At 61.5% G+C, this 12,201-nt stretch carries 8 protein-coding genes and 4 pseudogenes; 10 read left to right on the top strand and 2 right to left on the bottom strand.

Annotated elements, in window-relative coordinates; translation table 11 throughout:
- Nucleotides 1–119: 119 nt before the first annotated feature.
- A complete protein-coding gene (locus AB4Y32_RS35680; RefSeq protein ID WP_368725787.1) occupies nt 120–953 on the bottom strand; it encodes a helix-turn-helix transcriptional regulator in 834 nt (277 codons plus the stop codon).
- A 165-nt stretch (nt 954–1,118) separates the two neighbouring features.
- Between AB4Y32_RS35680 and AB4Y32_RS35675 the strand changes: the two genes are divergently transcribed.
- The 7 genes and pseudogenes from AB4Y32_RS35675 (at nt 1,119) to AB4Y32_RS35645 (ending at nt 8,454) form a co-directional block, all read left to right on the top strand.
- A complete protein-coding gene (locus tag AB4Y32_RS35675; protein ID WP_368725786.1) occupies nt 1,119–2,462 on the top strand; it encodes a tetratricopeptide repeat protein in 1,344 nt (447 codons plus the stop codon).
- Nucleotides 2,459–3,755: pseudogene (locus tag AB4Y32_RS35670) on the top strand (MFS transporter). Before AB4Y32_RS35675 ends, AB4Y32_RS35670 begins: the two are co-directional and overlap by 4 nt.
- Before the next feature lie 12 nt (nt 3,756–3,767).
- The gene (locus tag AB4Y32_RS35665) at nt 3,768–4,679 is read left to right on the top strand and encodes a LysR family transcriptional regulator (RefSeq protein ID WP_368725785.1); all 912 of its coding nucleotides are present in this window, start codon (nt 3,768–3,770) and stop codon (nt 4,677–4,679) included.
- Between the two features lie 98 nt (nt 4,680–4,777).
- Nucleotides 4,778–5,257: a cupin domain-containing protein gene (locus tag AB4Y32_RS35660; RefSeq protein WP_368725784.1), complete on the top strand. Its 480-nt coding sequence runs from the start codon at nt 4,778–4,780 to the stop codon at nt 5,255–5,257.
- Between the two features lie 260 nt (nt 5,258–5,517).
- Nucleotides 5,518–6,670 (top strand): annotated as a pseudogene (locus AB4Y32_RS35655) (flavin monoamine oxidase family protein).
- Between the two features lie 20 nt (nt 6,671–6,690).
- A pseudogene (locus tag AB4Y32_RS35650) lies at nt 6,691–7,002 on the top strand (alcohol dehydrogenase catalytic domain-containing protein); the annotation flags it as partial.
- Nucleotides 7,003–7,317: 315 nt separating this feature from the next.
- Entirely contained in the window at nt 7,318–8,454 is a 1,137-nt protein-coding gene (locus AB4Y32_RS35645) for a branched-chain amino acid ABC transporter substrate-binding protein (RefSeq protein WP_368725783.1), read from the top strand.
- Nucleotides 8,455–8,459: 5 nt separating this feature from the next.
- Here the strand turns inward: AB4Y32_RS35645 and AB4Y32_RS35640 are convergent, their stop codons facing one another.
- Entirely contained in the window at nt 8,460–8,939 is a 480-nt protein-coding gene (locus AB4Y32_RS35640) for an Lrp/AsnC family transcriptional regulator (protein ID WP_368725782.1), read from the bottom strand.
- Between the two features lie 142 nt (nt 8,940–9,081).
- Here AB4Y32_RS35640 and AB4Y32_RS35635 point away from each other — a divergent pair, with 142 nt between their 5' ends.
- The 3 genes and pseudogenes from AB4Y32_RS35635 (at nt 9,082) to AB4Y32_RS35625 (ending at nt 11,870) form a co-directional block, all read left to right on the top strand.
- Nucleotides 9,082–10,245 carry a M20 aminoacylase family protein gene (locus AB4Y32_RS35635; RefSeq protein ID WP_368725781.1) on the top strand — a complete coding sequence of 388 codons (1,164 nt, stop codon included), beginning with the start codon at nt 9,082–9,084 and terminating at the stop codon, nt 10,243–10,245.
- A 17-nt stretch (nt 10,246–10,262) separates the two neighbouring features.
- Nucleotides 10,263–10,537, top strand: a pseudogene (locus tag AB4Y32_RS35630) (Zn-dependent hydrolase); the annotation flags it as partial.
- Between the two features lie 103 nt (nt 10,538–10,640).
- Nucleotides 10,641–11,870, top strand: coding sequence for a diaminopropionate ammonia-lyase (locus tag AB4Y32_RS35625; RefSeq protein WP_368725811.1), 1,230 nt, complete (start codon nt 10,641–10,643; stop codon nt 11,868–11,870).
- Nucleotides 11,871–12,201 lie beyond the last annotated feature (331 nt).

The following is a 12,201-nucleotide window of genomic DNA, read 5'->3' as shown; positions in this document are numbered from 1 at the left end:
GCTCGCGCGGAGCGTCGAAACGATTTCGCGACTTCGTTAAGCCCATGAGGGCGGACTGCCACGGACCACCGTGGCTGCCGCCCTCAATGCATTGGCGCATGCCCTGCACTGGTTTGCCATCATTCGCCGCCGACCCGGGCGGTCGGGGACGCGGACCGGTTTCCCACTTCCTCGCCACGACCGCGCATATACGCCTGAGGGCTACTGCCCATCTCGAGACGAAACGCATACACGAATGCCGATGTCGAGCCGTAGCCAAGCTCCATCGCAGTGCGAGTAACGCCCATGCCGCCGCCAAGAAGTTCGATTGCCCTGAACAGCCTCATTCGGCGGCGCCACGACCGCAAGCTCATGCCTGTCTCGCTGACGAAACGTCGCGCGAGTGTACGGGCCGACATTCCCAGCACGCGCCCCCAGTCTTCCGGTCCACGCGGGTCTGCCGGATCTGAATAAAGCGCTTCGCAAAGCGTCGCGAGCGCGCCGTCTCTCGGCCATGGCAACGCGGTCGGCAGTGGCCGCGTTCGCCGGAGCTGGTCGAGAATGAGATGGGTGATTCGACCAGTGTAGCCGTCATCGTCTTGCCGTCCTTCGATGGCCGCTGCTTCGATGATGAGTGCCTTCAGCAGCGGCGAAACCGCGAACACCATCGGAGCCGTGCCTGTGAGCGCGCGGCCGGCCTCCTCGGCTATCCACAGACTGCGAAACTCAGCGCCGAGAAGTGAGCCCACTTTATGACGGAGCCCAGTCGGCAACCACACGGCCTGCTCCGGGGAGATCACGAGCGACCCGCCTTCCGATATCACGGTCAACGCCCCGGAAATCGCGTAGACCATCTGATGCCAGCGATGCGAGTGCTCCGGAAAGAAGTGATGCGCCGGGATGAACTGCGCACGGACTGTCAGCGGTGCAGGGGGCATGGCGTCCGCCGGGGCTTCGATTGTTTCCCAGTTCATGTCGTTCGTCTGATTGGCAGATATTCAATACATTTTGACTGCCAGTCGAAATACTGTCACGAGAAAACCTGGTTTAATGAAAGTCCCGCGCTTTGAAGCACGACAGGGCCGGCCGCAGCTGACAACCGTGCCCGATTGCTAACGAATTTCCGGAGTAACCGATTTATGGGCCGTCTCGACCGTTACGACCTGCCGCTTTCGACAACATCCGACCTCGCTGCGGAGCGATACCGTACGGGTGTCGACCTGCTGCTGTCGCTGTGGCCGGGCGCCGGGGAAACACTGGATGAGGCGATTGCTGCTGACCCCGATTTCGCGCTGGCGTACGCCGCCCGTGCGCGGCTGCATGCGATCAGTATGCAGCCGGCCCAGGCTCGCGCAAAGATCGCGAAGGCGCTCGATCTTGTCGCTCGCAACGGGACCGAGCGGGAGCGCAGCCACGTCGACGTGCTGTCACTGGCCATCAATGGACAGGCGGCCAAGGCACTCACCGCCGCGCTCACGCACACTGACCGCTGGCCGCGGGACATCGTCATCCTGTCGATGCCGCTTGGGGCATTCGGCCTCTTCGCGTTTTCCGGCATGGCCGACCACGACCAGGCACGCGTCGACCTGTGCGAACGTCACGCGAAACACTTCGATGCCGACGACTGGTGGTTCCTGACCTATCGAGGCTGGGCGCACGGCGAAAACGGCGACCTCCAGCTCGGACGCGCGCTCACGCAACGCGCGCTGCAATTGCGGCGACACAACGTGAATGCGGCGCACGCCGTCGCCCACGTGCTGTACGAATCCGGTGCGAACGACGAGGCGCAAGACATGATCACCGGCTGGCTGCCGGAGTATGACAAGTCGGGCGTGCTTCACGGTCACATCGCATGGCATGGTGCGCTCATCGCCCTTGAGCGCGCTGACACCGGGCGAGCGCTCGCCATCTACAACGAGCATGTCGCGCCGGCTGCGTCGCTCGGCACGCCGATCAACATCGTCAGCGACACGTCGTCGTTTCTCTGGCGCATGCAGGCGTACGGCCACGCCGTTCCGGCGGGCATGTGGGACGCCGGCGCAAAGTACGCGTCAGATTACTTCAAGGAAGCGGGCTTCCCTTTCGCTGACTTCCACATGGCGCTGATCGCCGCGGCGACGGGCGACAGCAAAGCCGTCGAACAACGCGTTGCCGTGCTCAACAGGCTCATCGACGAAGGCAAGCTTCCGGCCGGCCCCGTCGTCCCGGCGATCTGCCGCGCGTCGTTGGCCTTCGCCGAAGAAAAGTACGCACTCGCCGCGGAGATCCTCGAGCCGGTCGCGCGAGACGTCGTGCGAATCGGCGGAAGCGGCGCGCAGCGCGAGGTCGTCGAGGACACCTTGCTGGTTGCGCTCATGCGAAGCGGCGAGGCCGGGAAAGCGCGTGCGATCCTCAACGAGCGGCTGCATCGTCGTCCGTCTCCTCGCGACGAGCGATGGCTCGACCAGTTGCGCAGCGCGCAGGCGCCCCTCGCGAATCGATGATCTGGGCGACCAGCGTGCGGAAACTGCTCGTTGAAGGGATAGGCCCGGTCGCCGCAATCTCGATCGCACAACTCTTTGGTACTGCACTGTGGTTCAGTGCAAACAGTACTGCCGGCGATCTGGTGAAAATCTGGCACATCAGCGCGGCTGACATCGGCTGGCTGACGAGCGCGGTGCAGATCGGTTTCATCCTCGGCACACTCATCGTCTCGCTCAGCGGCGCCGCCGATCGTTTTCGCGCGAGCGGGATTTTCGTCTGCAGTGCCGTCGTCGGTGCGCTGTTCAACCTTGGCTTTGCATGGCTGTCGACCGGTCTCGTGAGTGGCGCGCTGTTCCGGTTGGGCGTCGGTATCTGCCTCGCCGGCATCTATCCGATGGGAATGAAGCTGATTATCGGCTGGGTACCCAATCGCATGGGGCAGGCGCTCGCGCAGCTCGTCGGGATGCTCATCCTCGGTACCGCGCTACCCCACGCGATGCGCGTACTGGGAATGGGTCTCTCATGGCAGCTGGTCATTTTCCGCGTCGTCGTTGCTTGCTTTCGGTGGGGCCGGCCTTATCGGCGCGCTCGGCGATGGGCCGCACTCTGTCGTATCGCCCCGTTCTGCGCGCGATAAGGAGACACTAGCGACATCGCCGCCATCCGTACTCAGCGCGTTTCGCATTCGCCGGTTCCGTGCCGCGACGCTCGGATATTTCGGCCACATGTGGGAGCTTTACGCCTTCTGGACCGCTGTACCGCTGCTGATTGCCCATACGTCTCTGACGAGCGCTTTTCCAGGGCTCAGTGTTTCGGCGATGTCGTTCATTGTGATCGGGATCGGCGCGCTGGGCTCCGTGCTCGGCGGTGTTGTATCGCGATACATCGGCAGCGCGAAGGTAGCGACAGGCGCACTCGCAATGTCGGGTCTTTGTGGGCTCGTCTTCGCGCTGTGCTGGCGCCACCTGGCTCCCGAAACGATGGCGGTGCTCCTCTTGCTATGGGGCGCGTCGGCCCCCGCTGACTCGCCGCAGTTTTCTGCGCTCGCTGCCGACGCATGTCCACGCGTGCTCGTGGGAAGCGCGCTCGCGATCCAGAACTCGATTGGCTTTGCGATCACGGTGGTATCGATTGCAGCGACCACTGCGCTTTTCGACCATATCGGGCTCGATGCGATGTGGCTCCTGGTGCCAGGACCGGCGCTGGGTCTGACCGCGTTTGCATTCATCTTGCGGAAGGCGGAATCATCGCGAGAACCGATGCAGTGCACCGGTAGCGTCGATCGCCCGCCGAGCAGCGAAGCGTTGCGCTGATGGAGAACAGGGATGCTAGACCTCCAATACCTCTCAATCGTGATGGAAGTGGATCGCCTCGGCAGCGTGACCGCGGCGGCCGACCGGTTGAATGTGACGCAGTCGGCGCTCTCTCACATGGTTCGAAAATTCGAAGAGCGGCATGGCGTCAAGCTCTGGACCAAGAATGGCCGCGGACTGCGGTTCACGCACGCCGGCGAATATCTGCTGGGGCTCGCTGGGCGCGTGATTCCGCAGATGGAGCACGCGGAACGGACGCTGACGAATTTCGCGGAGGGCCGCCGTGGAGCGTTGCGCGTGGGCATGGAGTGTCATCCGTGCCAGAAATGGCTTACCCGGCTCACGCCGCACTATCTTGCTGCGTGGCCCGATGTCGATTTCGATGTGCGCACTGCATTCCGTTTTGACGGCGTTGCCGCGTTGCTTGGGTACGAAATCGATCTGCTCATCACGCCCGATCCGATCGACGTGCCGGACATCACGTTTTCTTCCGCCATCGACTATGAGTTGATGCTGGTGGTGCCGGAGCGCCATCCGCTTGCCACACGCGAGTTCGCAATGCCTCAGGACTTGATGAGCGAGGAACTGATCACGGTTCCCGTGAGCAAGGAGCGCCTCGACATCTTCACGCGCTTTCTGGTGCCCGCGAACTGCAAGCCGAAATTTCATCGGACGGCTGAGCAGACTGAACTGATGCTGCAACTGGTTGCGGCCGGTCGCGGCATCGCCGTCTTGCCGGACTGGCTCGTGGCGGAGGAGGGGGGCGGCTTGCCTGTACGGACTGTCCGGCTCGGCGAGCATGGTTTGAGCAAGAGCATCAATGTCGGGGTTCGCAAGGGCGAAGAAGATGTCGCCTATATCGCCGGGTTTGTGACGATGGCGCACGATCTCTGGACCCCTGCGCAACGGATGGTGGCCGGCTAGACGGATCGGGCGCGACCCGATGAATACAGAAACCTCCCAACGAAGTTGTTCGCCTCACGAGATAGCCGATGCCGGTAGCAACATCGCGAGACTGACGATTGCCGCAAGCGCTCACCGGCGCACCGTATACCGGAAGGAGTGTGCTGCGTTGCCGAGACTTGTCGCGTTTCGGGATTGGCTCCAACGCGGACTTTTCGGGCCGCGCTGTCGTCGCGGCCGATCAATACCAATGGATTACCTCGCCACAGGGCGGCGTTAAGCGCGTGATGCTCGACCGGTTGGGCGGCGAGACGGGGCGTGCCACGAGCATCGTGCGCTACGCTTCGGCATCGTATTTCCCGCAGCATCAACACCCAAGTGGCGAGGAGATACTGGCGCTGTCCGGCACGTTCTCGGAAGGGAATCAGCACTATCCGGCCGGATGGTGTCTGCGCAATCCACTTGGGTCGTCGCATCAGCCCTCCAGCGATGGGGACGCAATCATTTTCGTCAAGCTTGGGCAGATGTCGCCTGGGGACGACTGCTCCGTGCGTATCGACACACAACCCGTCTTGCTGGGAACGACGCGCAGGCCGTGAAGTTTGCCCGCTGTTTGCGGATGCCTCCGCACAGACCGTCCTGGTGCGTCTCGATCGGACGAGCCGCTTTTCGCGAACGCAGTCAATAGCACCGAACTGCTGGTGCTAACCGGCGAACTGGACCGACGGGCGGCAAGACGTTCGAGGTAGCTGGTTGCGTCTGCCGGCGGGCGAATATCTCGATTATGTGGTCGGACCGCATGGCGCCACGCTGTTCTGGAGACAGGCCATCTCGCCGGCCTTGCGCAGGCGGATAACCCATGTCGACTACACATATCTCGATTATCGGCGGCGGGCTCAGTGGGTTGTATGCGGCCTTCTTGCTCGAACAGCATGGCCTCAGGGACTACGTACTCCTTGAGGCAAGTGACACATTCGGTGGCCGGATTGAGTCCGTTCCTGCCAACGGGCCGATGGTTGCAGGCACCGGGAGCGTAACGGAAGATCCTCACCGTTTCGACCTCGGACCGGCGTGGTTCTGGCCTGCGTTACAGCCTCAGCTGGACCGACTTGTCCGCGACCTGGGACTGGAGCGCTTCGAGCAGCACGAAGCGGGCGACATGATGGTTGAACGTTCGCCGCACGAGCCGCCAGCGCGAATCCGTGGCTATGCGTCCTCGCCATCTTCCGCGCGCCTGGTCGGAGGGATGGCTGCGCTCATCGACGCGGTGCGCAGCCGCCTCGCGCCCGCGCGCTTGATGACGGGTCCACCCGGTGCGACGCGTGCGCTGTACTGGGCACCACATCGAACTGGACATCGAGGGTGCACGTGGACAGGTCACGTCCTTGCGCGCCGGGCATGTGCTGCTCGCCATTCCGCCACGTCTCGCCGCGGCGACAATCGAATTCACACCGGCCCTGCCCGAAACCCTGGAGCGGGCGTGGCGCCGTACCGCGACCTGGATGGCGCCACATGCAAAGTATGTCGCCGTCTACGACACGCCGTTCTGGCGTAAGCGAGGGCTGTCCGGCGAAGCGCGCAGCGCGCGGGGACCGCTGGGAGAAATCCACGCGTCGGTACCCGGCGGCAGTGCTTCACTGTTCGGCTTCTTTGGCGTTTCGGCAAGGGTCCGAAGAAACGTCTCCGAGGACGTGTTGCGCTTGCATTGCCGCGCGCAGCTAACGTGGCTGTTCGGCGCAAGGGCCGCAACGCCAAGAGCCGAATTCATCAAGGACTGGGCTGCCGACCGATACACGGCCACGGCGGCCGATCAAGACGCAGTGGTCCAACACAGTGCGGTACCTTCGGCCGAAGCCTCGTCGGGCGTCTGGCATGGCCGGCTCGTTGGCGTCGGCAGCGAATGGTCGCCGCACTTTCCGGGCTACGTTGCGGGCGCCATCGCGGCTGCGAGCCTGGGGGGGCGTGCATTGAAGGATGCCGCAACACGTCAGGACGCGTCTCGCAGCGAATGAAGCACGACAAGGAGTTGACGATGAAAAAGACTTACCGCGCAATGCAGGCGACGAAGCCCGGAATGCTTGAACTGGTGGAACGCCCGATACCCGTACCGGACGCCGGTCAGGTGTTGATCGAGGTCGAGGCATGCGGCATCTGCGGAGCCGACGTCAGTGATATCGAAGGGGCGGCCCCGACACTGCAGTCGCCCCGCGTGCCCGGCCATGAAGTTGTTGGCCGCATTGCTGCCATTGGAGCGGGTACGCCATCGATCTGGAAGATCGGTCAACGCGTAGGCGTGGGCCGTCTCGGCGGACATTGCAACTCGTCTGCGGCGCGCAGCCGTGGGACATCGGGGCGAATGCGCCACGTTTCGGGTTTCTGACTTCGGCACGAGCGGTAGCCCGGGTTTCTGCATTGCCTCGATAGCGGGACAAAGGATCAGGCTGCGCGGATACTGAGGCTACCCGGAGAGGGGGCATCGAGAAAAATTATCGAAAAGTGTCGGCATCCCGATCGAAATTTGCAGAAAGGTCCTCGCGGCTGATTTTGGCTACTGTGCCGCGTCATTACGATGGTTACAGGGCGAGCGCAGTGTTGTCGAGCCCAACGGGTCGCGGGTTCTGTCGATCCGACTTCAAGCCAACCTATCGTGAGTACGACCATGCAATTATTTCGACCAACGATGTGCCTCGCGTCCCTGACGCTTGCCCTGCAACCTCTCATGGCTCACGCAGATCTGACGGTCAAGATCGGGCAGGTTTCCCCTCTGACTGGCGAACTCTCCCACATCGGAAAGGACGACGAGAACGGTGTGCGGCTCGCGATCGAAGATCTGAACACCAAAAAGATTCGCATTGGCGGGCAAAACGTGACGTTTGTGCTCGACTCGCAGGACGATGCTGCCGATCCCAAGACGGCAGTGACCGTCGCGCAGAAGCTGGTGGACGACGGTGTGGCGGGTGTCGTTGGCCATGCGAACTCCGGGACATCGATACCCGCTTCTAAAATCTACTCGGATGCAGGCGTCCCGATGATCACCGAATCGGCAACCAATCCGAAGCTCACGCAGCAAGGATTCACGAACGTGTTCCGTATGGTTGCGAATGATGTGAGGCAGGGCTCGGTGATCGGCGCGTATCTGGTCCACGATCTCGGTGCGCGCAAGGTCGCGATCGTCGACGACCGTACGGCGTACGGTCAAGGTCTTGCCGATGAGATCGAAAAGTCAGTCAAGGCTGCCGGAGGCGACGTGGTCGCCCGTGAATTTGGCACCGACAAGACCACGAACTGGATGGCGATTCTCACGACCATCAAGAGCCGTCAACCAGAAGGTATCGCTTTCACGGGTGGCGACACGCAAGCCGCGGCATTCGTGCAGCAGGCGCAAAAGCTTGGGTTGAAAGTCAAGTTCATTGCCGGCGATGAAGCCTGTACCCCGCAATTCATCAAGCTGGCCGGCTCGTCGATGAACAACAATACCTATTGCACGCTGGCGGGTGTGCCGCCCGCAAAGATGCCGCAAGGACCCGAATTCTTCAAGCGCTATCAGCAGCGCTTCGGTGTTCCCGTGCAGCTGTATGCCCCTTACGCCTATGACGCAGTGCTCGCAATGGCCGACGCGATGCAGGCTGCCGGGTCGACAGACCCGAAGGTGTATCTCCCGAAGCTGCGCGCTTCGAAGCTGGACGGCGTGACGGGCGCCATCCAGTTCGACGAGAAGGGCGATATCCGTAACGGCGCAATTACTGTTCGCCAGTTCGACCAGGGCAACTGGACCGACAGGTCAGTAGTGCGTTGACTGCGTCACCCGCGCTCGGGAGCCACGGGTACGCCAAGCCCCACCTTCACGCTGCTCATGCTCACCAGCGTCTTGAAGCGTTTGACGTTGTTGTTCGAGAAGAACAGTTGCCGCGTGAGGGCCGTGTACTCCTCCATGTTGCGAACCGTCAGTATCAGCACGAAGTCCCATTCGCCCGCGACGTAATAGCACTGCTGGATTTCGGGGCACTGCGCGAAGGTGCGTTTCATCGAGTCGAGCAGATCGATCTGCTCGCTCTCGACCTCGACCGTCGCGATGATCGTCAGCGGATAGCCGACCTTCTCGGGCGCGACGATGGCGGCGTAGTTGCGAATGACGCCTTCGTCCGACAGGCGTCGCAATCTGCGATTGACGGCAGCCGTAGACAGGTTGACGCGTGCGCCGAGTTCGTTCTGAGGGATTTGCGCGTCGCGTTGGACTTCCATCAACAGCTTCAGATCAAAGTCGTCGAGGCTGAGTGTCATGGTTTTGCAGCCAGAAGGTCGAAACAAAGATATTTTTGCACGGAAGCCCTGCATTTCGGGGTTTTTTCTAGCACCACGAACAATATTATCTCTATGACCGACATGCGCATTCCGCGAACTTCATAAGCGAGGACGTCCGACTATGGAAAGCACGCTGCAGGGCCAGTTAAAGAGCTGGCGCCAGTATTTGCATCAACATCCCGAGACTGGCTTCGAGGAAGTCAATACGTCCGACTACGTGGCGAACATTCTCAGGACGCTGGGACTGGAGGTTCACCGCGGCATCGGCGGAACCGGACTCGTTGCCAACCTGACGGTCGGAGACGGGAGGCGAGCTATCGGCCTGCGCGCCGATATGGACGCGCTGCACATCGCGGAGCAGGCACCCGATCGGGCACATGCTTCGCGCGCTGCCGGAAAGATGCACGCGTGCGGGCATGACGGGCATATGTCGATGATTCTGGGAGCGGCTCGGCTCCTTGCCGAGCGGCGCGACTTCAACGGCACGGTCCGCTTCATCTTTCAGCCGGCAGAAGAGCATGGCCGCGGCGCGAAGGCGATGATGGCCGACGGCCTGTTCGAACGGTTCCCGATCGAGGCGATCTTTGGCGCGCACAACATGCCGGGCATGCGTGCGGGAACGTTCGCAACGCGTCCGGGCGGCATCATGGCGAGTGAAGACAACTTTGTTATTCACATCAAGGGACGCGGTACGCACGCCGCCCGTCCGCACATGGGAGTGGACCCGATCGTCATCGCGTCACAGATCGTCATGGCATTGCAGACCGTCGTTTCGCGCAATCTCGATCCGAGTCTGCAGGCAGTGATTTCCTGTACGGAATTCATCACTGACGGTCTGAGAAACGTCATTCCGTCGAACGTCATCGTCAAGGGCGATACGCGAAGCTATTCGCGCGAAGTGCAGACGCTGCTCGAGACGCGCATGCGCGAAGTATGCGAAGGCATCTGTCGCACGAACGGTGCCGATTGCACGTTCGAGTACACGCACGAGTTCGCCCCGACAGTGAACTCGGAGCAATTCGTGGAAGTCGCGGTAACAGCGGCGCGCAATGTGGCGGGAAGCGATGGCGTCGACGCCAACATCCAGCCAATGATGATTTCGGAAGACTTTGGCGCGTTCCTGCAGGTTGTTCCTGGTAACTTCATCTTCATCGGCAACGGCGAATCGGTGGAGAAAGGGGGTATTCCCCTCCACAACGCCACCTACGATTTCAATGACGAAATCCTTTTGACGGGGGCGCGATATTTCGCTGAGATCGCCCGGCTTGAGTTGCCGGTCGGCTAACGACTAAAGGGAAATAAATGAACATGTCTGTATCTTCATCACTGATACTCGACGGCGCACTCCTGCTTCAGCAACTGCGCCAGCTCGGCGAACTGGGCGCCGATCATGAAGTCGGTGGACGGACGCGCATTGCACTCACTGACGATGAGCGGGCCGGTCGTACCTTGCCGTCAAATGGATGCGCGAACTGGACCTCGATGTCCGCGTCGATCGCGTCGGCAATATGGGCTCGCACATCGACACGGTGAAAAACGCAGGCGCGCTGGATGGCTGTTACGGCGTACTGGCGGGACGGCGCCAATGTCTGCTCGATGTTGTGCTCAAGCGCCTCGCAGCGCAATGAGCCCGGCTTCCATTCGCCAATTCACATCATTCGTTACTGGAGTATCACGGTCATGCTGGTAGCAAATCCGCGCGCAACGCGCTCTGCGTATTCCGCTGAATTGAAGGCAATTCTCAGCATCGCAAAAGCACGGGAGAGCCGCGCATGGCTTTCCTCCTGGGACAAGATTTCGCCCGAGGCGACGCCGCTGCGTGAGTTGCCTGGGCTGGCCTTGAGGCTCAAGGTCGACAGCATCAGCATCAAGGACGAGTCAGCGCGCTCCGTACTGGGTAGCTTCAAGGCCCTGGGTGCGCCCATTGCACTGGTGCGCCTGATCCAGCGGCTATGGCCGGATCATCGTCTCGATGCGCGTGGTCTTTTCGAAGGACGCTATCGGGACCTGCTGACGCATTTCACGGTGGTGAGCGCCACGGACGGCAACCACGGAAAGGGACTGGCTGCTGCCGCACAAACGCTGGGTTGCCATTGTGTGATCGCGCTCCACGCCAATGTCAGCGCCGAGCGCGAGGAGGCCATTGCCGCGTACGGTGCCGAGATTGTCCGGATCACCGGAAACTACGATGAGTCGGTCGAAGAGGCGGCTCGCCTGGCTTTGCTGAACGGCTGGCACGTCGTTTCCGACACGTCATACGACGGTTACGAAGACATCCCGCGTGATGTGATGCAAGGCTACGGCACGATTGCAGCGGAGATCATCGAGCAGAGCGATAGCCGGCCAGATCAGCCGGCCTATACGCACGTGTTTCTTCAGGGCGGTGTCGGTGGCCTTGCAGCAGGATTGGCCAGTTACCTGTGGGAATTCCATGGCGAGCATCGTCCGCGGTTTGTCGTGGTCGAACCGCAGCAGGCCGACTGCCTGTATCAGAGCGCATTGGCAGGACGCGCTGCACGTGCGACGGGCTCGGTCGACTCCGTGATGGCTGGCCTCGCTTGCGGCGAGACCTCGCCGCTCGCATGGAAGTTTCTCCAACCTGGTGTCGATGATTTCATGACGATCAGCGATGACGATGCAGTGAACGCCATGCGTATTCTGGCTGCCGGCAGCGATAGCGACGAACCGATCGTTGCTGGCGAGTCGGGTGTAGCGGGTCTCGCGGGTCTCATCGTGTTGTTGCAGGACCAGCAGCTGGCCAGGCAAGTGGGCCTCGATAGCGCTTCCCGCGTATTGCTCGTCAATACTGAAGGCGCGACCGCGCCCGCTACCTATCAGGAACTGGTCGGGGAGTCCGCCGAGTCTGTCCTCGAGCGTCAACTGGCCTGGCGCGCCAAAGCGATAGCCTGAGCGAACCCCCGCTCGCCGTCATCTTTGTCGCGATGACGAAATCCATTGGCGCCCCGCGGACGCGATTCACGAGGCACGTTGATAAGAGATAACGTCAATTGCAGTATCGTCCCCGGATGCATTGCTCTTTACAGGCTTGGGATTGCGGGCCCCGGATGCCATCGTTGCATGGGTCATTGGTGCGGTTGTCGTGCTGACATCCCCAAAGCACTTCTTAAACTCCGCTGCTCTCTCGTCTGCAGGAATATCTTCAGGCATACCGAGCAGCCATTTTTTTGAACCTAGTTAAGAATGCTTATAGAAGCTGTCACTGGACAATTGCCGCGATAAC

Origin of the sequence: Paraburkholderia phymatum (genome assembly GCF_040965635.1) — a bacterium.
In the GTDB taxonomy this organism is placed as follows: domain Bacteria; phylum Pseudomonadota; class Gammaproteobacteria; order Burkholderiales; family Burkholderiaceae; genus Paraburkholderia; species Paraburkholderia phymatum_B.
Note: the sequence above shows the minus strand (reverse complement) of the source record. Positions and strands in the feature narration are given on the sequence as shown.